Raw genomic sequence first — 21,902 nt, forward strand, 5'->3', positions numbered from 1 at the left:
CATTGTCCTTATCCTTGAACTTCAGTTAACCCAATCGTTGTCTGGCATCCGTGGCGCGTTTGAGCGCCTGGCCAATAAAGTTAATCGCCAGCATTAGCACCAAAATAAGCAGTGATGCAGGCAACCACATCCACCAGCTATTCTGCAAAACATCCGGGTCATTCGCATAACTCACCAGTGTACCCAAGCTTGGAGTAGATTCCGGTAAGCCAAAGCCGAGATAAGAAAGCCCGGTCTCAATCCCGATATTCCCCGCGAGGCTGAGGGTCAGATTGACGATCACGACCGAGCTAAGATTGGGCAGCACGCCAAACCAGATGATTTTCCAATTAGGTGTACCAAGGGTTTTGGAAGCCTGCACATAATCCAGTTCGCGCTCCGACAACACCTTGGCTCGGATCAGACGTGCTTTCCCAATCCATAAAAAGGCAGTCATAATGAAAATAAAGGACCCTATGCCGCTTTTGGGTACAATGCTGACAAATACGATAACCAGCATCAAAAACGGAAGCACCAGAATAAAATCAATGATTCGCATGATGATGTTATCGACCAGTCCCCCATAAAAACCAGCCAGCAAACCTAACGTTAAGCCAATAGCGGCGGATAACAATGTAATCGTAAAGCCGATGGTGAACGAATTGCGGGCTCCAATGACCAGCTGACCGAAAATATCCCTGCCCGCTCGATCTGTCCCCAGCCAATGCACTGAGCCCGGAGCTTCACGGATCGCACCCAAATCGACCGTCGTGACTACATCCTGATTTACAAACAGGACAGAGGCATATATAAAGATCAAGAACAGAATTACAAAGCCAATGGAAACCAAGGACATTTTGTCACGCACCAGCTCACGACGTAGTACAGACCAACTGGATGGTGATCTACGAATGATTTCCGGCGTGAAGACCTCCTCCACCTGTATAGACACCATAATCCCTCCCTTTCTCTAGACTTGTTCGCTATTCAATTCGAATGCGGGGATCGACTTTGCTTAGGATGACATCAGATAAAAGAGTTCCTAATAGCGCCAAGAAGCCAGAGATCATGACCAGCGCGTTCACGACTGAAAAATCCCGTTGAGTGATGGACTGGAGAAATAATTGGCCCAACCCCGGATAACCGAAAATAGATTCAAGAAAAATATTGCCTGCAATTACTCCCGTCAGGTCATAACCCAAAAAGGCAGCAATCGGCAATAGAGAGTTTTTGAAAATATGTCGGGAATAAATTTTACCTTCGGGCACCCCTTTGGAACGCGCTGTTTTCACAAAATCCTTCAGTCTTGTGTCAATGACCTCATTGCGCAAATACTGAATCGTAGCCGTTGTACTGAGCAATGCGCCTGTAACCGCAGGTAAAATGAGATGATACGACTTGTTCACGTAATATGACCATGTCCCCGGCTCCACGCCTACATCCACACTGCCACTGGTTGGAAACCAGCCGAGCCTGAATCCGAATACGTACAGCAGCAACAACGCGAGTATAAATAGAGGTGTCGCAAAGCTGAGATAGGTATAGCCCACTACGGTTTTGTCCAGCAGACTAGGCTGATAACGACCGCTGAGTACGCCGAGCGGAATGGCGATCAGATACGTCAGAACCAGAATTACTACGCCCAGAAAGAACGTGTTCCCCAGACGGCTGCCAATCAGATCGGTAACGCTAATTTTATGTACATAAGATTTGCCCAGATCCCCGTGAGCCAGCTGGACGAGCCAGTTCCCATACTGCACCCACACCGGATCATTCAGTCCCAGTTTTTGTCGCTGTTCTTCCAGTGCGGCCGGATTCAGATTGGGTGTCGAAGTAATAAGTCCTGTCAGGGCATCCCCCGGCATAGCCTTAGCTAGGAAAAATATAAGCACACTCAGTGCAAAAAGTTGAGGGATCATAACCAGCAGCCGACGCAGTGTAAATTTCCACATATTCTGTACCCCCCTTATGGTAGCGCGACTTGATGGGATGGACTTACTGATTTTAGTGCAAACGGCTTTCCACTCGCGTCTAGATGTTTGGGTAGCTCTGTTTTGTAGGAGGATAAAAGCATTCGCCTTTTTTGGGCATTTTCCAGTCGTTTTGTAGGATCAATATTGGGAATGGTTGCAATGAGGCGCTGGGTATACAGATGCTGTGGACGCTCATAAATGTCTTGCTCGCTCCCCTGTTCCACTAGACGTCCTCGGTACATAATACCGATTTGGTCGCACATATGGCGGATAATACCCAAGTCATGACTGATGAAAAGATACGTTAAATTAAACTCCCGTTGCACATCCTTCATAAAATTAAGCACCTGTGCCTGCACGGAAACGTCCAGCGCCGACACCGGCTCATCTGCAATGATCAGCTTGGGGTTTAATGTAAGCGCACGCGCGATCCCGATCCGCTGCCGCTGCCCCCCGGAAAATTCATGCGGATATTTGTAGGCTGCATCGGCATTCAGGCCGACCTTTTCCAGCAACGTCTGTACTTTCCTTCGTTCTTCCTCACTGCTCAGCCTTTCAAAATTTCGCAGCGGTTCAGCAATGACATCCAATACGCGCTTACGCGGGTTGAGTGAAGAGTATGGGTCCTGAAAAATCATCTGAATATCTCTACGCAGTGGATGGCGATTGTTACGGCTCAGAGCTGTAAGGTCCTTTCCTTTAAACAGAAGCCGTCCGCTCGTCAGCTTATTTAGACCGATGATCGTCCTGCCTGTCGTCGTTTTTCCACAGCCGGATTCTCCCACCAGCCCGTATGTCTGGCCTGCCTCAATGCTGATCGACACGCCATCCACTGCTTTCACCTGATCGATAACACGCTGGAAGAAACCACCGCGCACCGGATAGTGGACCCTCAGATCATTTAACTCTAGTAGTGCCATGAGCAGCCCCCCCCTTTGCCTCGTCTTCAAAATGAAAATGCTGATAACATGTACAACGGACCCAATGTCCAGGGGAAATTTCATTTAGTTGGGGATGGTCTTCATGCACTCTCTGCTGAATCCAGGGAATACGCGGAGCAAAGCGGCAGCTATTGCGGGGGATATCTTGTAATGAGGGAACAATGCCGCCGATGACATGCAGTGATTCCCCCTTGGTATGCGATCCCGGCATAGAAGCAAGCAAAGAACGCGTATACGGATGCTGTGGATGCCTGAATAATTCAAAAACATCAGCGCTCTCCACGATTTCTCCGGCATACATGACCACCACGCGGTCGGCTACTTCTGCCACAACTCCAAGATCGTGCGTAATCAGGATAATTCCGCTCTCAGTCTCCTGTTGAAGCTGTTTGAGCAAGTCGAGAATTTGCGATTGGATCGTTACATCGAGCGCAGTAGTTGGTTCATCTGCAATAATAAGAGAAGGTCGGCAAGCTATGGCAATCGCGATCATCACACGCTGCCGCATCCCTCCTGACAGTTCATGCGGATACTGCTCATACACACGCACAGGATTCGGTATATCTACGCTTTCCAGCAGCTCCAGCACACGTTCCCTTTTTTGCTTCGTAGATAGTGACGTATGATAATCAAGATTTTCTTCAATCTGCTTGCCAATGCTCATCAACGGGTTGAGTGCTGTCAGCGGGTCCTGAAAAATCATACCAATGCCCGCTCCGCGGATTTTATTCATTTGCCCTGAGGAAAGACGGTTCAGGTCCGTGCCTTTAAAAAGGACCTCTCCCTCTACACGTGTGCGTTCCATGTCATGCAGTTGCGGGATAGAAAGCGCCAGCGCGCTTTTGCCACAGCCAGATTCTCCGACTACAGCCAGCACTTCATTGGGGTTGACCGTCAGATCCAGATGGTCGACTGCGGGGTGATATTGATCCTTGATGCGAAAAGAGACGGATAATCCTTTAATTTCCAACACGGGTTCGGTATTCAATGCGCGCTTCCTCCATTCTCCATGGTCTTGTCCCGCTTATTCTCACCATGTTTGATGTTTAAAACCTCTCATGAACATTACATACCGTTTTTGTCGGAATAATTTGAATACATCCTATCACCAGTATATGGATATATCAATTAAGATTATGCTATCAACATCATTTAAAAAATCAATGATCCAGCAGTAGCGCGGCCTTTCTGGCACAAAGTGTAATGAAATAACCAACCACAGGTTAATTTTCATCACAAAAAAAGTCGCCTGATCCCTCTACAGGGATCAAACGACTAACTAATACCAGCTCACATTGAGCTTCTGGCGATAATTATGAAGCTGCTCCATAGGAGCCAGACTTGAACGTTCTAGGATCATACCATTTGTAGCCTGCTGCCGGAGCAGACCAAGGCTCAGCCTGCGGTTCCGTGGAAGCCGCAGGCTCCTCGAATGGCAGAAGCTTCGTTGGTTGATCCAGAGTCAAACCTGCCACATCAGACAATTTCGTGTAGTCCTGCTTCCATGCAAGCCATTGGACCGTTTGCACCAGGAAGGTGGAATCATCCACTTCCTCGAAACCATCATATGTCTTCTTCGACTGTCCGTTTTCCTCACGCACATATTTCGGTGTAGCATCTTCTACAGGGGAAGAATCACCGATGAACGCTGCCTTGCCTTGACCTACCTTGGAGATAGCGGCATAAGGCCCTTCTGCACGGCCCCCGCCGTTATAAACTCCCTGGTCTACAGCATTCCCCCATTTGTTCGTGCCTGAAGGGATATAAGCAATGCCTTTAGCCTTGGTAGGATCAATAATAGCCAGCGTAGATCCTGCATGCATTGCAATCGAGCGCACACCCTTGGTAATACCGAAAGATTGATCTGCGGCTACAATGTCAGTAGCATTCACGTCACCAAGCGCATTATAACGGAAACGAACACCAAAGTTGGTCGCCAGCCAATCGGAGCTTGTTAATCCTTGCATCGCAGGTGATGCAGCTTCTTCTGCAGTCATGCCTTTGGCCGGATTAGTATAGGCTCCACGACGGTAGCCATTCATAACTTCGGAGGAATCCCAACGGTTTTTGTTACGGTCCGCATTATAATGATCGGAGATGAAGAAGACGCTCCCCCCGTTATTCACGTATTGCAGCAGAGCAGCCTGCTCGGATGCCTTAAAGGCAACATTCGCTTCACCAATAATGAACACATCATATTGGCGCAGCTTGTCATATGTTATGGCCTGCTCTCCATAAGTAAAAGGAATGGGACGATTCAATTGGTCTACCGTAAAGCCTACATTACGCAGTCCATTGGCAAAGTCGGAGAAGGCGCCTTCAATGACCCAATCTGCTGCGCCAGCGGTCTGTGCGTGCGTATTATCGAACAGCACCTTTTTGCCTTTTCCATCCGGCAATGTAGTACCGGGTTGACCCGGGTTGCCAGGTTCACCTGGTTCCCCCGGCTCGCTTCCGCTCACCAGTTCAACAGCGCTTGGGCTTTTCACTCCACCAAAATTATTGTAGGCGCCGAGTGTACCCGTCACACGAATTTTGCTGCCGATCAGCTCAGGATGGCCTGACAGCCCAAATTGCCCTCTGTACGCTGAAGTCAGCTGTACATCCAATAGATTAGACGTATTACGTTCATTTGCCTGATCGGCAATCAGTACGTTAAAATCATTCGCGAACGGAGAAGAAAAGTTAGTCGTTTTCGATCCGGTAGCATGTCCGACGATGTAGCCTTCCACCGTCACCGTACCTCCACTGCTTTGGCCCTGAAGTGCTTCGGCTACTGTCAATGCTCCCTCTGCCTTGACCTGACCGAATGGTACGAAGATCCCGATCAGCAGTGATACGATTGCTGCTAGATGCAGCATCCCTTTTAAGCGTGAACCTGTGAACCGCAAGCCTTTTACCATACGTCAATATCCCTCCTATGTTTTCCATAAATGTACTTGTCCTTTATCAGATTAGCCGCCAATCTTCTAATTCCTTCCTGATTTCATCCATAATTATGTAAATTTTAATCTTTTTTATTGGAAACACACCTGTTTATGTAAAAATCGAACCCTGTGATTGACACCGAGCACGGCATACATTACCCTAAGAAAGACATGTAGAACGGTATACGCGAATGAAGATGACGGGAGAGTCTGTCCAGGGAGCCTACACTCTGGCGGCACCGAAGGAGCAAGACGCCAGCACCCGGCTGGCGGATAATCTCTCAGGTCCATGTATCGTCATCTGACGCAACTCTGGAGAGAGCGCAAGCCACCCAAGGGGTAAGGCGGTAAGAACACCGCACGAAACTCTCAGGTAACGAGGACAGAGATAAGGGAAACTTCCTTATCCTGTCCTTTTTTGTGCTCACATTGCGCGTCAGCATTAGGAACCGTCATAAACGCGCAAAGACGCGGAAATACCATATAGTATGGTATTAGAACATACAGGGGGCCACACCATGCGTTTCAAAGATGTATTTTCCATTATCGGCCCGGCCATGACCGGACCTTCCAGTTCACACACCGCAGGCGCGGTGCGACTCGCACGCGTTGCCCGGCACTGGCTCGGAGCGCAGCCTGACCGTGCCCGCATGACATTATACGGCTCCTTTGCCGATACGTATAAAGGACACGGTACAGATCTGGCGCTCATCGCAGGACTGCTTAATTACGATACGGACGATCACCGGATTCCCGATGCCGAGCAGTGGGCCGAACAAGCCGGGATGGCCGTGGAATTCGCCGTCAGCGGACTCCCCGCCCCTCATCCGAACACTGTCCGTTTCGAGCTGTGGAAGGGCGAGGATCAGCGCACACTGTTGGGCTCCTCCATCGGCGGCGGCAGCATCCATGTCCAGCAACTGAATGAATTCCGGGTCAATCTGACCGGGGAGCTGCCTACGCTGGTGCTTCTCCACTCGGATAAGCCCGGTACATTGGGCGCGATAACTTCAGCGCTGGGCGAGGCTCACATTAACATTGCCTATATGCACGTAGATCGCAAGGGCCGGGATGGTGAAGCACTCACCGCCATTGAAACGGACAGTTCTGCTCCAGCTGAACTAATTGCGGAACTGCGTTCTTTACCTCATATGTATGAAATTAAGATGATTAATTTGAAAAAAGGAGCTGAATCCGATGCGGTTTAGCCATCTGCATGAGATCAGCGCTTTATGCGCTGAAGAATCCACCACGATTGGCCGCTTGATGATTCAAGAGCAGGTACAAGAAACGAATACAACGGAGGAAGAAATCTTTCGCCAAATGTCTGATTATTATGAAGTCATGAAGGAAGCCGTTCATCGCGGTCAGACACAAGACACCGTATCCCGCAGTGGATTGACGGGCGGTGACGGCAAGCGCCTAGCCGAGTATCTGCGGGCAGGGGAAACCTGCTCCGGTGATGCCTCCGCGCTCGCCATGGCTTATGCCCTCTCCGTGTCGGAGGTTAATGCATCCATGGGTCGCATTGTCGCCACGCCTACCGCAGGCTCATGTGGGGTTATCCCTGGTGTATTCATCAGTGCGCAGGAACGGTTCGGCTGGGATGATGAGCATATGGTGAACGGCCTATTCGCCGCTGGAGCCATTGGCTACGTGATCGCCAACAACTCCTTCATTTCTGGCGCGGAGGGAGGCTGTCAGGCTGAGATTGGCTCAGCTATCGGGATGGCCGCTGGCGCTATGGTCGAGCTGCGCGGTGGTACGCCTGAACAGGCTGTTCACGCCGTGGGTCTCGCCCTTAAGAACACGCTCGGCCTGATTTGCGACCCCGTCGCCGGACTCGTGGAGATCCCGTGCATCGTGCGCAACGGGCTGGGAGCCGTGACTGCACTTGCCGCAGCAGATATGGCTTTGGCGGGTGTGCGCAGCGCTATTCCGTCTGACGAAGTCATTGACGTGATGCTTGAAGTCGGCAGTGCGATGCCGTCGAAGCACCGCGAGACCGCCAAAGGCGGGTTGGCCCAGACGCCGACTGGCAAGCGTTTGACCGAATCACTTACACGCAACACACCAACCAAGAAGGATAAGTCATAAATTATAAGCGGTAGCCTCCTTAAAATAAAAGAGCAAGCCTATCGTCCTTGGACGTATGCTTGCTCTCTTTTTTACTGAACGGTTACCTGTACCTTCGTCATTTTACCTGCATATTTCACAGTAATTACAGCTTTACCCTTGCCCTGTGCCTTAATGTTACCGTCTTTGACGGTCGCAACAATAATTCTGGACGAGGACCAGACAGCCGGTTTGGAAACATCCTTCTCCGACTCATCCTTATACGTGGCTGTAGCCGTAACCTTAGCCAGCTGTCCTGCCTTCAAATTCAAAGCAACTTCGTCTGTTTGCAGGTATTTAAGCGTATCAACATCCACGGGTACACTAATTACCTTCCCGCCAAACTTCGCCTGAATGTTAGCTTTACCGTAGCTAACCGCAGTAACCTGACCCTTTTTAACAGTGGCTACCTTATAATTAGACGTTTTCCATTCAGCTTGGGCCGTAACGTCCTTTTCTTTACCATCACTCGATTTAACCACAATCGCGATGGTTTTTTGATCTCCAGATTTGAGCGATAATGCAATTGCATCCGCTTCAATCTTTTGCGCTACGTCCACTTCTACCGTAAACGTAATGTTTTGCTTGCCATATGAAGCAGTCACAGTTGCCTTACCGCTACCATTCGCTTTGATCAAACCTTCGCTAACCTCAACCACTTTTACATTGCTAGTTGTCCAGGTGGCGTCCTTAGTTACATCTGTTTTTGTACCGCCACTCTTAACTCCTGTTACTTTCAGTTGCTTCGTTTCCTGAGCACCAAGCGCAATTACACGCGAGTCTGTTTCCAGACGGTCTACAAGGCCTACTTGCACGTTAATCGTCAGTTTTTTGCCATTATAGGTCGCTGTAATAACCGCTTTACCAGCGGATTTACCCGTAATCGTTCCTTTGGACACAGAGGCAATATCTTCTGCGCTTGAAGTCCATTCTGCATCCTGTGTTACATCTTCTTTACGTCCATCCGCATAAGTAGCCGTCAAAGTTGCAGTATAGTCCTCATCAATATCAATCGTTGCCGTTTTGGAGGACAAAGACAGATCACCGGGTACATTTACGGATACCGTAGCTGTAACTGTTTTGCCACCATAAGAAGCGGTGATCGTAGCCTCACCTGTTTTATAACCCGTGACTTCTCCCGCACTGACAAAAGCGATGTCTTCATTGCTGGACTTCCACTCTGCCTTACTTGTGATATCTTCTTCCGTACCTGTTACATACGTTGCGGTCAGCTTGAGCTTTTTGGATTCCTTGGCATTCAGGCTCAGCTTGTCCTCACTCAAATCCAGATATCTGGAGGTTTCGACATCTGTCTTGATCGAAACGGTCTTATCTCCATACTTAGCGGTCACCGTAGCCGAACCCGCTCCAATCGCCATAATCGTTCCCTTATTCACAGTCGCAATTTTTTCATCACTTGATGTCCAAGTAGCTTTATCTGTGATATCCGTTACCGTCCCATCCGGATAAACGGCAGAAACTTGTACTTTTTTAGATTCATCCAGATTGAGGAAAATATTGGATTCACTGGATTTCAACTTATTCGTTTGATCGACATCCACCGAAATCGTAGCGGACATCGTGCCATACTTACCTGTAATTGTCGCCTTTCCCGCGCTATAGCCGGTAATGGTGCCTTTCAGTACATCCGCCACAGCTGCATTGCTGGAGCTCCACTCAGCGGACTCTGTCACGTCCTGTACCGATCCATCCGGGAACGTCGCTGAAAGCTTAACCTTCTCAGTATCCTTCAACAAAAGAGAAACCTCTGATGAACTGACATCAAGACGTTTAACCTGCTCCACCTGCACAGCAATGGTTACGGTCTGTTGACCATATACGGCCTTAATATTAGCTGCACCTGCTCCCTGAGCGGTAACCAATCCGTTCACTACTGTGGCTACCTTTTGATTATCCGAGGTCCAAGTAGCATCACCCGAAACCTGAGCTGTTGTATTATCACTGTATGTCGCTGTCAAATCAACCTGTCCTGTACCGCTTGAACGCAAGTTCAGGCTTTGTACACTGGATGTCAGCGCCTTAACCTTTTTCGTTACATGTACCTGAACCGATTGCACCTTCTCTTTATAGGTCGCAACCACGGTGGCTTCCCCTTCAGCCTTGGCCGAAACTGTACCATTATACACAGTAGCAATAGCTGTATTATCACTTTTCCAATCCGTGCTTACGGTTACATTCGAGGTTGTCCCATCGCTAAAAACAGCAGTAGCCGTCAACGCAGCCGTATCTCCCTGCTGCAAAGTTACCTCGTTAGAGGAAAGGACAATTTTGGAAAGCACCGCATCCGCAGCAGATGCAAATCCTGCATATGATGTAAAACTAGAAATCAGGATGACCAACGCCAGAAAACCGGACCATCTATTCTTCAAAATCTAATTCCCTCCCATTTCAAAACTTAAATTAAGGATTTCGCAAAATCCTTACACCTACGTTTTATGTCGTCATATGGAAAAGAATAGTTTAGGCTTCGAAGGAAATTTGGTCCTTATTAACTAGATCGTTTCTGATAAAGATTAGACATTACAATTTGTGTAGCTTCAGAGCCATAGTGAAGAGTTTTCTCAACAGATCCACAATCTCGCATTTACAAACAGCTATATGCTGCTGCGCGAACTCTTAAATGATGGTATTCTTCCATATTAGGAGCCAGTTGGTGCATATAAACGACAGAGTAATCAGATGGCTTTACATTAACAGCTCAGCCACCGTTTCCTTCCAACGATGGATCACCGATTCCGGTTCCTTGAGACGGACCGTGACACCTGTCAAGATATCCGCATATTGGGCCGAATCTTCTCTGGCTGCAAAAACATGAGCAGCAAATCGCTCACGTACATGCTTGGCTCCGGGCAAAGCAGGCAGATGTTCCAGCGACAACCGCACATAATGCGCCTTCCCCCCGGTGAACACCGCAAGCGTCGCCTTCCCAGTACGGATCATGTTGCCCGTCGTGGTCGTACCCGGCCATAGTGCCAGACGCAAATTCCCCTCGTCCAGCGCTACAACCTCGCCCACACTAATCATCGCTATGTGCGGCCACTGATCTTCCGTGACCGTCAGCAGCATCATTGCTTCATGCTGCTTGTCCTTCAGCTCCTTACCGTCCAACAGCGTAAACAGTTCCTTACCGATCCTTGGTGTCTGCATGAAGTATAATCCCCTTTACTTTTGGCCTATAACTTCAAAGTACCATAATTTACGGCTACTTACGAACGACCCTATATCCGCTCTGGAATAGGAGGAACATGAGCAGCATTCGGAATATCTTGGGGGTTTACCTTGAACGCCGATCTATACTTTGCTGGATCAGTAATGCTATCGGGTTCTGAGGTCCGCCATGTGAACAGGCATACAGGGCACAACAAAACCTCCCAGGCGCCTTTAACTGGCGAGCGGGTAACAACTTCTGAACGATTAGATTCACAACGGGGACAAATATGCATCTGTCAGCACTCCTTTAATCTTTCTTTATTTTCAAAAATATTCAGCGAAGCATTTGGCTCAACTTTTTCTCCCATTCCGCTACACCCAGCGGGGAATCGAGCGACTGCGAGTAATGTCCTCTAATATCCGGTGCTACAGGTGTCGTCGCATCCAATATCATTTTGTGGGTCATACCTGCCGGATCAGAGCCGGGGTCAAGCGGTAAAATAGACAAGCCAGGAACAATGACAGCATCATGCTTTGGATGAAGCTTGGTGGATAAAGCCCACATGACCTGCGGCAGATTGAACGGATCGACCTCCTCATCCACCACAATCACGAGCTTGCAATACCCCAATCCATGCGGAGTCGTTAACGCACGCATTCCCACAGCCTTTGCAAAGCCGCCATACCGGGTTTTCGTGGAAATAATAGCGACCAGCCCATGCGTATACATGGCATTAACAGCCACGATTTCATTAGGAAAAGCATCCTTAAGCTGCTGAAACAACGGTACACTTGTATTCACACCGATCATATAATCCGTTTCCGTCCAAGGCATCCCGATGTACAGATGCTCAAAGATAGGCTGTTTGCGGTGATATACACGATTAATCTGAATGACTGGCATCGCGCGGCCGCCGGAATAGTGACCTGTGAATTCACCGAATGGACCTTCATACTCACGTTCACCTGCTAACACTTCGCCTTCCAAAATGACCTCGGCTCCCCAAGGCAGATCCAGATCTGCATCCTTCGCTTTGACCACACGATAAGGCTCACCCTGAATGGCGCCCGCCATCTCATATTCGGATTGATCGTACAGCAACGGCGTAGAAGCAGCCGTTGTAATCACAGGCTCACATCCGAGGGCAATAGCCACCTTCAGATTTTCTCCGCGCTCCTCAGCCTGACGGATATGGATTGCAATATCATGCTGTGGTACAGGCTGGATGCCCAAACGGTTCTTGCCTTTCACCTGCATCCGGTATAAGCCGACATTTTGCTTACCGTAGGTGTCCGGGTCATCCAGATCGCGTGAAACTAGAATTGCTTTATCCAGATAAAACCCACCGTCCCCCTGATTCAAACGAAACAACGGCAAAATATCAAACAAATTAATATCCTCTGTAATCTCGACTTCATGAAAGGGTGCGGTTTCTTCCCGCTTCACGGGCACCGGAAATTGTTCATAGCGTCTGGCAAATTCAAAAAACTGCTCCTTGAGCGGCGTGTTTTTGGGCATTCCCATCATGAGGGCATGATTGGGCCAGGAGCCCATCACATTCATTGCAATACGAGCATTCGTATATCCATAGATGTTGTTGAAAAAGAGAGCAGGCGTCTTATCTCCAAGATTGTTTAATGCTCTGTTAGCTGCTGCGAGGTCCGGCTCCGGCTTTACCTCATCGCTGATCGTGAGTAATTGTCCCTCCTTTTCCAAGGTGTGTAGAAAATCGCGAAAGTCTTTATAAGCCATTATTCATTCTCCTTCGTCTTTCGATTTCTCAATTCTGGTGCAGCCTGGAGTCATTCTGCTTCATTCCATCCCAGCGTTTGGCTGCGGTTGTGACAATACCGAACTGATCCAATGCACGAAAAACAATATGATCCACCAATTCCTCGATACTTGCAGGATGATTATAAAAGGCAGGCATCGGCGGCAGGATCATCACGCCCATACGTGACAGCTCCAGCATATTTTCCAGATGGATGCTGCTTAATGGTGTTTCTCTGGTCATGAGCAGTAGCTTCTTTCGCTCCTTCAGTATCACATCCGCTGATCGGGTAAGCAGGTTGTCCGCCATACCAATACGAATGGAGGCAAGGGTCTTCATGCTGCAAGTAGCGACGACCATGCCGTCTACTCGAAAGGAGCCGCTGGAAATACGCGCAGCCTGATCCTTATACGAGTAGACCGCATCCGCCATCGCCTCCACTTCCTTCACCGTGTAGCCTGTCTCATAGGGGATGTTCGCAATAGCCCACGGGGATAGCACCAGATGGCTTTGGACCCCAGCCTCTCGTAATTGTTGTAATATACGGATACCAAAAATCGACCCTGTCGCTCCCGATATTCCTACAATGATTTTCTTCATATGTCCCCTCCTTCCATCCCATCGTTTTATGTTCACCCATGCATTACTGTCAAAAATTATACGCCCGTTCCCTGCACACGAAAAATATATATAATATATGTAATGCATACTTTAAAAGTATTCAAATCGAAGCGTTGTTTAGAAATGAGGAGGAATCCCCAATGGACTTGAAGCATCTGCATTACTTTTGCGTCATCGTGGAGGAAGGCCAAATCACCAAGGCCGCCAGAACGCTCAACATGGCCCAGCCTCCATTGAGTCAACAACTCAAAAATATGGAGGACGAGCTTGGTGTAAAGCTGATTTACCGTGAAGGAAAGAAGTGGGAAGTTACCGAGGCCGGGTATACACTGTATACACGCGCCAAACGATTATTGGCTGAAATGGAGGACACCTGTAGAGAAATTGGGGAGTTTGAAAACAAAGTAACCGGCACACTTGCTATAGGCACGTCATCCGCCTGTATGTCTCTGATTACTGAACAACTCAGTCGCTTTCATCAGGTCTATCCAGAGGTATACGTTAAAATAGGACACGGAGACACACATCATCTGGAAGAGCTGCTGCACCAAAATAAAGTTGATCTGGCCCTGCTGCTGCTTCCGGTAGATGACAAATCGTACCATACGATTGAACTGGAGGGCGTTTCTTTTGTTGCGGTTCTTCCGTGTGAATGGGCAGATCGCCATCCCAGTGGGGAAATTACATTACAGGAAGCTGCCAACTATGACCTCTTGTTGGGACGCCGAACAGAAGGACACGGACTATACGAAACCGTCATCCGCAAATTTCAGGAACACCATCTTATTCCGCGCGTCGTACTGGACTGTCCAGAAATATCGACCATTCTCTCGCTCGTTTCCACAGGTATGGGAATTACTATTATTCCAGACGCTGGCTTGGGACAAGAATACGGGGACAGATTTCGCACACTCTCCATTAAGGAGCCATTCCCCTTCACACAGCCTGCCGTCGTATGGCGCAAGGATCGTTATTTATCCAATGCAGCTCGCAAATTTGTTGAACTGCTACAAGCTGGAGACACGAAAAAGACTGTTCCCGAGTAGATGCTCTACCGCTCTACTCCTGAAACAGTCTGATGCTGGATGAACTTCCTTCATTCGGTCGTTGATACCGCCTTACTTGACTCCTTGATGCCGATACTCGGTTGGAGTCATTCCACATTTGCGCCGGAATACCTGTGTAAAATGCCGCATATCCTGATAGCCGATCCGCTCCGAAATATCAGCCAGCCGCAGATGAGGATCACTGAGCAGCCGCTTCGCCTCCTCCATACGCAGGCAAATGACATAATCCTTGTAGCCTTGTCCCGTCTTTTGCTTGAATAACTGGCTGAAATACACCGGATTCAAAAATACGATTGAAGCCACCTTCTCCAGCGACAGCTCCTCTGTAAAGTGAGCTCGAATGTATTGCAATGCCACATCTACCGTATGCATGCCTTTGCGCAGACATTCTCCTGTATCCGCTGCTGCGGCTGCAATCTCCTCTGGTGTACGTCTTAGTCGCGCCACCTCTTCAGGTATGGAGGCAAAATTGTGATGAACACCCGAACGTGTAATTTGTAGGGGCACCTTCACATAACGCTTCAGATGGGATTCGAGCAACGTCTCTAGCCGTGCGGCCTCTGCCTCATCCCTTAGCCTTGCAATGCCCAGCAGACTATGGCGGTCTAGACTGACGACAAAGCCGCTGCCTCCTGCCTCAATGAGCTCGGACAGTACATTTTCAATCATAAAATGCTCCAGATGAGTCTGCTTGTGATCAGGTTCCATGCGAACCATGAAGAGATGGAATTCCGGATAATTTTCGACAAAAGGCTGTATATCCAGCTTGCCCGTGTCCAGTCCAAGGGCATAGCGTTGGAAAACGGCTTCACGCAAATAAACCATATTGGATTTGAGAAGCCTACCCTCGTTCGCCTGCTGCGAGGCCACAAGCGCTTCGGCTGCCAGTATTTCAATGCATTCCAGCAGCTTTCTTTTACCAATCGGCTTTAACAGGTAGTCCTTGGCACCCAGCTTTACTGCTCTTTGTGCATAATGGAAGTCGGAATGGGCCGAAATGACAACCCACTGCAGATGAGGATGCTTTCGCTTAGAAATACGCATGAATTCCAGACCATCCATACCGGGCATCAGGATATCAGTTAATACAATATCTACAGGATGCTCCGCCAGAATGCCTGCTGCCTCCTCGGTGGAAGCAGCGAGATGAATGCCGCAGGTTGGTAGAGCTTGGCCAATGGTACGCCGAATCCCCTGCCGAATCATATTTTCATCGTCAGCTATCAGAATATTCATGTTTCTCCTCCTTCTGTGGCAGAGGCACACTTACAGTGACTGTTGTTCCGGCCCCAGGTACGCTAGAGATCCGTAGGCCGTACCCTTCTCCGAACATGTGCCGTAGCCGTAAATTTAGGTTTTGCAGGCCGATGCCTCCCGCCTGCCCGCTGCCCGCCTGTTTGCCGGGTTCTGCCAAAGCGACCTGGACCACCTCCCATCGTTCGTACTCCATCCCTGCACCGTTGTCGATGATGTGCAGGCTCAATACACCGCCATATTCCTCCACTCTGACGAGCAACTTGCCACCTGTATCCGCATGAAGAGGCTCCAGTCCGTGCTTCACCGCATTTTCAATCAATGGCTGTAAGGTCATTTTCGGCAAGCGGATATCCATCCATCGTTCTTCAATATTGATGTCTACGGATACCCTGCCCTCCAGCCGGGCTTGGATAATGGTAAGATAGTGGCCAACCTGCTCCACTTCTTCACGAAGGCTAACATCGGTCCCCTCTTCCCATTGGCTGCTGTAACGGAACATATGGGATAAGGAGAGAACCACCTCTCCGAGCTGATCTTGTCCCTTTTCATCCAGCATCCAATAGATCATATCCAGCGTATTATACAGAAAATGTGGATTGACCTGCGTCTGTAGCGCGTGCAGCTCCGCGTTTTTTTCACTGACCGATGATATACGCACCAGCTCGATTAGCTCTGCAATCCGTCTTACCATATGGTTAAAAGAGGTAGCTAGTTGATTGATTTCTTCATAGGATTTGGTGTTTACCGTATGACGGAAATTCCCTGTCTCTACCCGCTTCATTTCCCGAATGACTCGCTTGAGTGGAAGGGAAATGCTCCTGGAGACGATGGATGCAATTAACGCCGACACAATAATAAGTATAGGTGCCACGATAAATAAGTACCTTTGATTTTGCACCAGCTCCACGTTCAGATCCTCACTGGGTGTCACACTAATCACAGACCAGTCGGCAAACGGCAACTTGGAAGCGATTACAACTCTTTCATTACTTCGATTTACAATAACATCCTCCTCCGGTACCTGCTGCTCTAAATTTTGCAAATCCGGTGGCGGATCAGAGGAAGTGGCCGACACAATTCGATTTTCATGACCCAACAAATATACCTGACTATTGGTGCCTAACCGCAAATTGTGGAGAGCGGACAAAACAGAACGCGGCTCAGCCTCAAACAGGACAATACCAATCGGCTTGTGTTCATCCAGATCATAGAGCTGCCGTCCAAACGCAAACACGGGTCTGGTTTCCACCTGATCAATGACAGAGTGAGGATACACGCCCAGCCATGCAATTTTACCCGCCGACTTTCGAATTTCCTTATACCATTCCGTATGTTCGTAATGAGTATCAATGACATTCATATAATTTCCATAGTTATATACCTTGCCTGTGTCTGTGATGACATGGATGCCAATCAGATCCTCACGCGAATAATAGATAGCCCCCAGAATATTCGTAATCGTACGTTCGTTGATGTAATTGACAGCAGGTAAATCACTACTATCCGTCGTCAACAGACGAACCAAATCCATATTGTTGCTGATCGATTTGGAGAGACTGTTATAGCTGCCGAGTAGCAATTCGAACAGGCCTGCCGTCTGGGATACATTTTTACGAGCCAGCTCGCTGACCTTATCATGGAACTGCACCGTAGTACGGTTGTAAAATAATAGACTGACCGCCAGCACAATGCCGGACATGCTCAATAGGAACAGAACAAACAAGCGGTATTGAATGGATTGAAAACGGCGCATCATACCTCCGTGCGCTCCTTTCGCTTCGGCCGCCTATCCTTTAACCGCTCCCGCAACCATGCCCTTGGTGATATTTTCGGACAGAACAAAATAAATAATAATGACCGGTAAGGCACCCATGACTAGAAAAGCACCAATATTACCGTAGTTCACAGAATACTGGCTGACGAACGTATATACGCCGAAAGGGAGAGTTTTGAGCTTCTCGGACGAGATAAAGGTGGCAGCCATAATGTATTCATTCCAGATGTTAATGAAAGTTAAAATACATACCGTCATGATAGGCGGAATCGAGATGGGTAAGATTACACTGCGGAAAATACGATAAATGCTTGCTCCGTCAATGTAAGCGGATTCTTCAATTTCGTGGGGAATGGACCGCATAAAGCCGGATAGGATGAAGACCGCAATCGGTGTCTGAAAAGCAATGTAGGGTAAAATCAGTGAGAAATACGTATTCAGAATATGGACGTTTTTAAACATCACCATCAGTGGCAGTAGTGTGGCTTGCATCGGGATCATCATCCCGATCAAAAACAAAGTCAGCACAACAGCCCCGAAGCGCCAACGAAAACGTGTAATCGCATAAGCAGTCATCGAGCTTAATAAAATGACGAAAATCATTGTAACCCCGGTCACCAGCACACTGTTTCCTAAATAACGCAAGTAGCTCCCTGATTCATAGGCTTCCTGATAGTTGTGCCACTGGGGCACTTGAGGAAGTGTAAAGAAACTTGAGCTCAATATCTCTTCATTCGTCTTCAACGAATAGGTCAGCAGCCAAAAGAGTGGATACAGCTGCGTGACAATTAAGATTGCCAATAAGGAAAAGACTCCCGTTTTTTTCAAGGCATTCAACAGTTCCATCTCCTTTAGCTTACCTTATTTTCGATTCGTTTGAAAACAAAATTTATCACAATTGTAAATGACAAGCAAATCACTACGAGAATTGAAGCCAATGCGCTGCCATATCCGTATTTCATCGATAAAAAGGACATATTGTACATATACGTGGATACTGTATCCGTCGCATGGGCTGGTCCTCCACCCGTCATCACCCAGATCAAATCAAACGATTGCAGGGAGCCGATAAATGCTAATACAATTGATATCTTGAAAATAGGTACAATAAGCGGCAGCGTAATATAGCGGTCTGCTTTGAATCCTTCAGCTCCATCAATTTTGGCTGCTTCGTACAGCTCATTCGGTATATTTTGCACCCCGGTAAACTGGATAAGCAAATGATAGCCAAAATACTGCCACAACGATACAAAATAGAGGGCGTACATCGCTATCTGCGGTTCCGTCAGCCATGAGCGTGTCCAGCTTTCCAGCCCAATCGCCATCAAAATACCGTTCAGCATTCCACCCATCGAGGCCGGATTATAGATCGTCTTCCACAGCTGCCCGATAATGACCACCGACAGAATAACCGGCAGAAAATACATCGTAACCAGCGTATTGGCCTTACGCACATAACGATTAAGCAAGATCGCCAGCAGCAGACAGAACGGAATCTCCAGCATGGAAAACACAGCAAACATCATAGTCCGTTTCACGGATGGCCAGAATACTGCATCTGCTGTAAAAATCCGCTCAAAATTAGCCAGCCTCACGAACTTTGCCTCGGCAATACCGTTCCAATCCAGCAATCCACAATACACCGACACCAGAATCGGAACAAATACCATACAGGTATACAACAACAGGCAGGGTAGCACGAAAACGGCAATGGTACGTGCTGGCACCTTCAGTACATTCATGCTCTAATCTCCTTTGTGTTGATTCTGAACATCTTCTGAGGATGCGCAACCTAAATGATTTCCAATCAGGGAAGGAGCATTCTGCCCCCTCCCTAGTGCCTGCTACTTCAGGATTTTGCAAAATTCAATTCCAGTCGCTCCAAAGTGTAATATCTAGACGAACCAGGCCAATTTGATCTATATATTGTTCATTGGGAGTCGCTTATTGGATTTTTGCAAAATCCTCACTTATTTATTCGTTTCAAAAATGTTCTGATGTTCCTTGGCAACTTGTGCAGAGTCTTCCTTTTGTACGAACAGGTTTTGAATGCTACTCAGATGCGCCTGCGCAATAGCCGGATTCATCGTATTATCAAAAGCGAGATCGCCCCCTTTTACATTCTTGAACAGCTCATTAAGACTAATCGCTAACTCGGAGTAGCCCGCTTCCTTCAGATCACCTTTCATTTTCTGACCGCTGCCAATCGCATTTTTCAGATCAAACTGAATTTTGGGCATCTCCTTAATAAAATAGTGCAGAAAATCCTTCGTTTCCTGTAAATGTTCACTGTTCACAGATACCGCAAATGCGCTGCCCGGCGCAATTACATACTCATTCACATCACCCTTGCCATTCACCGTAGGGAATTGAAACGCTCCTACCTTACCCGCTACCGAAGAAGCATCAATTGACCCCGTTTCCCATGTACCCATGATATACATCGCGGCTTTTCCTGTTTTAAAAATATTACCGCCTGCATTGTAGTCAATAGATGTAGCTCCATCCGGGAAAGCTCCTGCCTGCACCAATTCCTGAAATGCATCCACCGCTTCCACAAAAGCCGGGTCGTTAAACGTCTTTTTGCCGTCCAATACATCATTGAGAAAATTCGGTCCTTCATTCGTACGCAACAAAATGTTCATAAAAAGGAGGGACCCCGTCCATGAATCCTTTTCCCCAATGGCAATCGGAGTAATTCCCTTCGCCTTCAGCGTTTTGACCGTCGTAATCAGCTCGTCAAAGGTGGTCGGCAACTTCTGGATTCCCGCCTGCTTGAACAGTTCCTTATTGTAAAACACCACTTCTATATTGTTGCCATCCGGAAAAGCGTAGAGCTTATCGTCGAAACTATAGTAATTAAGAAGTCCATTCTGAAACGTATCTTTTAGCCCCTCTTTATCAGCCACATCGTTTAATGGAGCCAGCAGCCCGGCATCTACGAATGGCTTCATCTGTGCAGCCGGGTTTACAATCGTGATATCAGGTACTTCTTTCGCCGCTGCCTGTGTTTTCAGCTTAAGCTTTTGTTGATCTGTATTTAGCGAATCCAATTCAATTTTGACATGAGGATGATCCTGCTCGTATTGACCTACAATTTGCTTAATCATTTTGTACGAAGGGGTGCTCGGATCAGGATTAATGTTCTGAAAGGTAATCGTAACATCTTTCGTTTCGGTGCCTTTGCTCGGTTCTCCTGAATTTCCCGGACTTGCGCTTTGTCCGTTATTACAAGCTGCCAGCGTCAATGCCAAGGCGCTCACCATCACAATGGCAAACGCTTTCATTTTTGTTCTGCTCATGGTCCTTTTCCTCCTCTTGTTGAAGCATTGCGCAATTTGCCCTCCTTATTGGTGGACACTCAATGCCCGCTTGTTCTTTTCATTATGTTCCATAGAAAAGACGTGAACAATGCGTGAACTTAAGGAGAAGGGTTTGTTTTTTCAAGCCCTCATTTGCGTGCTTCAAAATTCATTCATATCATAACTTGCAATTTATCTAGAACACAGGCATAATATGAATAAGATCATATTATGATAATGATTATCATTATTAAATGATAAATACACATATACTTTAAAGGAGGCAGGACCGCAGTGAAAGAAACTTTCAGTAAAACCTCCCTGCATATTGATGATTATTTGGACCTTCTCAATCTTGCCGTACAAGTCGGAGATACCAAGTGGCAAAAAGAAATTACCCGTAAACTTCAAGCCTTGAGTGTCCTTCAGACAGAACAGGTTGAAATAGATTAACTTCCCCAGTTAATACTGTCCTTAGTTAAAAATGCTAACTAAGCACCACTATACAAAGGACAACCAGGATATCATAAAACTTTTGACCGAATCCATGAGAAAGACCTTTCATGTGAATAATAAATGAATTGGTTATAAGAAAAAGAGCACAGCCTTTAAGGCTGTGCTCTTTTATTTTGCTTGGCGACGTCCTACTCTCCCAGGACCCTGCGGTCCAAGTACCATCGGCGCTGGAGGGCTTAACGGTCGTGTTCGGGATGGGTACGTGTGGAACCCCTCCGCTATCGCCACCAAACATGAATTTACATCGTAAATTCTACATTCAAGGTTACACCCTGAAAACTGGATCCGAAACTCATTTGCGTTTTATCTTAGGATAAGCCCTCGACCGATTAGTATTGGTCAGCTCCATGCATTACTGCACTTCCACCCCCAACCTATCTACCTCGTCGTCTTCAAGGGGTCTTACATACTGGGAAATCTCATCTTGAGGGGGGCTTCACGCTTAGATGCTTTCAGCGCTTATCCCTTCCGTACATAGCTACCCAGC

At 47.8% G+C, this 21,902-nt stretch carries 19 protein-coding genes, 2 rRNA genes and 1 riboswitch; of the genes, 4 read left to right on the forward strand and 17 right to left on the reverse strand.

Going from position 1 to position 21,902, the window contains the following annotated elements; all coding sequences use genetic code 11:
• Window positions 1-25: 25 nt before the first annotated feature.
• The 5 genes from ACUYLD_RS12420 to ACUYLD_RS12440 form a co-directional block, all read right to left on the reverse strand.
• A complete protein-coding gene (locus ACUYLD_RS12420; RefSeq protein ID WP_446675167.1) occupies window positions 26-934 on the reverse strand; it encodes an ABC transporter permease in 909 nt (302 codons plus the stop codon).
• Between the two features lie 28 nt (window positions 935-962).
• Window positions 963-1,931 (reverse strand): oligopeptide ABC transporter permease, encoded by a 969-nt coding sequence (opp4B, locus tag ACUYLD_RS12425; protein WP_446675168.1) that lies wholly within the window; start codon window positions 1,929-1,931, stop codon window positions 963-965.
• 14 nt (window positions 1,932-1,945) lie between these two features.
• Window positions 1,946-2,872, reverse strand: a complete 927-nt coding sequence (locus tag ACUYLD_RS12430; protein WP_250259726.1) for an ABC transporter ATP-binding protein — start codon at window positions 2,870-2,872, stop codon at window positions 1,946-1,948.
• Window positions 2,850-3,881, reverse strand: coding sequence for an ABC transporter ATP-binding protein (locus ACUYLD_RS12435; RefSeq protein ID WP_446675169.1), 1,032 nt, complete (start codon window positions 3,879-3,881; stop codon window positions 2,850-2,852). The genes ACUYLD_RS12430 and ACUYLD_RS12435 overlap by 23 nt, the downstream gene beginning before the upstream one ends.
• Window positions 3,882-4,206: 325 nt before the next feature.
• Complete coding sequence (locus ACUYLD_RS12440) at window positions 4,207-5,796, reverse strand: DUF6359 domain-containing protein (RefSeq protein ID WP_446675170.1); 1,590 nt, start codon at window positions 5,794-5,796, stop codon at window positions 4,207-4,209.
• 215 nt (window positions 5,797-6,011) lie between these two features.
• A riboswitch (glycine riboswitch) is annotated at window positions 6,012-6,127 on the forward strand.
• A 211-nt stretch (window positions 6,128-6,338) separates the two neighbouring features.
• Here ACUYLD_RS12440 and sdaAB point away from each other — a divergent pair.
• Both sdaAB and sdaAA read left to right on the forward strand, forming a co-directional pair.
• Window positions 6,339-7,028, forward strand: coding sequence for an L-serine ammonia-lyase, iron-sulfur-dependent subunit beta (sdaAB, locus tag ACUYLD_RS12445; protein ID WP_254350720.1), 690 nt, complete (start codon window positions 6,339-6,341; stop codon window positions 7,026-7,028).
• The gene (gene sdaAA, locus ACUYLD_RS12450) at window positions 7,018-7,917 is read left to right on the forward strand and encodes an L-serine ammonia-lyase, iron-sulfur-dependent, subunit alpha (protein WP_071639258.1); all 900 of its coding nucleotides are present in this window, start codon (window positions 7,018-7,020) and stop codon (window positions 7,915-7,917) included. The genes sdaAB and sdaAA overlap by 11 nt, the downstream gene beginning before the upstream one ends.
• 71 nt (window positions 7,918-7,988) lie before the next feature.
• Here the strand turns inward: sdaAA and ACUYLD_RS12455 are convergent, their stop codons facing one another.
• From ACUYLD_RS12455 to ACUYLD_RS12475, 5 genes are all read right to left on the reverse strand, one after another.
• The gene (locus tag ACUYLD_RS12455; protein WP_446675171.1) at window positions 7,989-10,325 is read right to left on the reverse strand and encodes an Ig-like domain-containing protein; all 2,337 of its coding nucleotides are present in this window, start codon (window positions 10,323-10,325) and stop codon (window positions 7,989-7,991) included.
• A gap of 316 nt (window positions 10,326-10,641) precedes the next feature.
• Window positions 10,642-11,103 carry a hypothetical protein gene (locus ACUYLD_RS12460; protein WP_061832095.1) on the reverse strand — a complete coding sequence of 154 codons (462 nt, stop codon included), beginning with the start codon at window positions 11,101-11,103 and terminating at the stop codon, window positions 10,642-10,644.
• A gap of 71 nt (window positions 11,104-11,174) precedes the next feature.
• Window positions 11,175-11,399, reverse strand: coding sequence for a non-oxidative hydroxyarylic acid decarboxylases subunit D (locus tag ACUYLD_RS12465; protein WP_446675172.1), 225 nt, complete (start codon window positions 11,397-11,399; stop codon window positions 11,175-11,177).
• Window positions 11,400-11,440: 41 nt separating this feature from the next.
• Window positions 11,441-12,859: a non-oxidative hydroxyarylic acid decarboxylases subunit C gene (locus tag ACUYLD_RS12470; protein ID WP_250262138.1), complete on the reverse strand. Its 1,419-nt coding sequence runs from the start codon at window positions 12,857-12,859 to the stop codon at window positions 11,441-11,443.
• 28 nt (window positions 12,860-12,887) lie between these two features.
• Window positions 12,888-13,478, reverse strand: coding sequence for a UbiX family flavin prenyltransferase (locus tag ACUYLD_RS12475; protein WP_446675173.1), 591 nt, complete (start codon window positions 13,476-13,478; stop codon window positions 12,888-12,890).
• Between the two features lie 161 nt (window positions 13,479-13,639).
• Between ACUYLD_RS12475 and ACUYLD_RS12480 the strand changes: the two genes are divergently transcribed.
• Window positions 13,640-14,545, forward strand: coding sequence for a LysR family transcriptional regulator (locus ACUYLD_RS12480; protein WP_446675174.1), 906 nt, complete (start codon window positions 13,640-13,642; stop codon window positions 14,543-14,545).
• Between the two features lie 72 nt (window positions 14,546-14,617).
• On the opposite strand, the gene ACUYLD_RS12485 is transcribed toward ACUYLD_RS12480, so the two are convergent.
• The 5 genes from ACUYLD_RS12485 to ACUYLD_RS12505 form a co-directional block, all read right to left on the reverse strand.
• Window positions 14,618-15,802 carry a response regulator gene (locus tag ACUYLD_RS12485; RefSeq protein WP_025723834.1) on the reverse strand — a complete coding sequence of 395 codons (1,185 nt, stop codon included), beginning with the start codon at window positions 15,800-15,802 and terminating at the stop codon, window positions 14,618-14,620.
• On the reverse strand, window positions 15,783-17,579 hold the full coding sequence (locus ACUYLD_RS12490; RefSeq protein WP_446675175.1) for a sensor histidine kinase: 1,797 nt from the start codon (window positions 17,577-17,579) through the stop codon (window positions 15,783-15,785). Before ACUYLD_RS12490 ends, ACUYLD_RS12485 begins: the two co-directional genes overlap by 20 nt.
• Before the next feature lie 30 nt (window positions 17,580-17,609).
• Window positions 17,610-18,443: a carbohydrate ABC transporter permease gene (locus ACUYLD_RS12495; RefSeq protein WP_446675176.1), complete on the reverse strand. Its 834-nt coding sequence runs from the start codon at window positions 18,441-18,443 to the stop codon at window positions 17,610-17,612.
• 5 nt (window positions 18,444-18,448) lie between these two features.
• Window positions 18,449-19,339 (reverse strand): carbohydrate ABC transporter permease, encoded by an 891-nt coding sequence (locus ACUYLD_RS12500; RefSeq protein WP_446675177.1) that lies wholly within the window; start codon window positions 19,337-19,339, stop codon window positions 18,449-18,451.
• A gap of 228 nt (window positions 19,340-19,567) precedes the next feature.
• The gene (locus ACUYLD_RS12505) at window positions 19,568-20,899 is read right to left on the reverse strand and encodes an extracellular solute-binding protein (protein WP_446675178.1); all 1,332 of its coding nucleotides are present in this window, start codon (window positions 20,897-20,899) and stop codon (window positions 19,568-19,570) included.
• A gap of 294 nt (window positions 20,900-21,193) precedes the next feature.
• Between ACUYLD_RS12505 and ACUYLD_RS12510 the strand changes: the two genes are divergently transcribed.
• The gene (locus ACUYLD_RS12510) at window positions 21,194-21,352 is read left to right on the forward strand and encodes a hypothetical protein (RefSeq protein ID WP_165147892.1); all 159 of its coding nucleotides are present in this window, start codon (window positions 21,194-21,196) and stop codon (window positions 21,350-21,352) included.
• Between the two features lie 178 nt (window positions 21,353-21,530).
• On the opposite strand, the gene rrf is transcribed toward ACUYLD_RS12510, so the two are convergent.
• Window positions 21,531-21,647, reverse strand: a 5S ribosomal RNA gene (gene rrf, locus ACUYLD_RS12515).
• A gap of 77 nt (window positions 21,648-21,724) precedes the next feature.
• Window positions 21,725-21,902, reverse strand: a 23S ribosomal RNA gene (locus tag ACUYLD_RS12520); the annotation flags it as partial.

The sequence above is a fragment of the Paenibacillus sp. SER-28 genome (assembly GCF_052906305.1).

Coding starts and splice junctions, on each gene's coding strand:
- ACUYLD_RS12420 (WP_446675167.1), bottom strand. CDS start 934: ATGGTGTCTATACAGGTGGAGGAGGTCTTCACGCCGGAAATCATTCGT.
- sdaAB (WP_254350720.1), top strand. CDS start 6,339: ATGCGTTTCAAAGATGTATTTTCCATTATCGGCCCGGCCATGACCGGA.
- opp4B (WP_446675168.1), bottom strand. CDS start 1,931: ATGTGGAAATTTACACTGCGTCGGCTGCTGGTTATGATCCCTCAACTT.
- ACUYLD_RS12500 (WP_446675177.1), bottom strand. CDS start 19,339: ATGAATGTACTGAAGGTGCCAGCACGTACCATTGCCGTTTTCGTGCTA.
- ACUYLD_RS12475 (WP_446675173.1), bottom strand. CDS start 13,478: ATGAAGAAAATCATTGTAGGAATATCGGGAGCGACAGGGTCGATTTTT.
- ACUYLD_RS12480 (WP_446675174.1), top strand. CDS start 13,640: ATGGACTTGAAGCATCTGCATTACTTTTGCGTCATCGTGGAGGAAGGC.
- ACUYLD_RS12495 (WP_446675176.1), bottom strand. CDS start 18,443: ATGGAACTGTTGAATGCCTTGAAAAAAACGGGAGTCTTTTCCTTATTG.
- ACUYLD_RS12490 (WP_446675175.1), bottom strand. CDS start 17,579: ATGATGCGCCGTTTTCAATCCATTCAATACCGCTTGTTTGTTCTGTTC.
- ACUYLD_RS12470 (WP_250262138.1), bottom strand. CDS start 12,859: ATGGCTTATAAAGACTTTCGCGATTTTCTACACACCTTGGAAAAGGAG.
- ACUYLD_RS12430 (WP_250259726.1), bottom strand. CDS start 2,872: ATGGCACTACTAGAGTTAAATGATCTGAGGGTCCACTATCCGGTGCGC.
- ACUYLD_RS12465 (WP_446675172.1), bottom strand. CDS start 11,399: ATGCATATTTGTCCCCGTTGTGAATCTAATCGTTCAGAAGTTGTTACC.
- ACUYLD_RS12505 (WP_446675178.1), bottom strand. CDS start 20,899: ATGAGCAGAACAAAAATGAAAGCGTTTGCCATTGTGATGGTGAGCGCC.
- sdaAA (WP_071639258.1), top strand. CDS start 7,018: ATGCGGTTTAGCCATCTGCATGAGATCAGCGCTTTATGCGCTGAAGAA.
- ACUYLD_RS12460 (WP_061832095.1), bottom strand. CDS start 11,103: ATGCAGACACCAAGGATCGGTAAGGAACTGTTTACGCTGTTGGACGGT.
- ACUYLD_RS12440 (WP_446675170.1), bottom strand. CDS start 5,796: ATGGTAAAAGGCTTGCGGTTCACAGGTTCACGCTTAAAAGGGATGCTG.
- ACUYLD_RS12485 (WP_025723834.1), bottom strand. CDS start 15,802: ATGAATATTCTGATAGCTGACGATGAAAATATGATTCGGCAGGGGATT.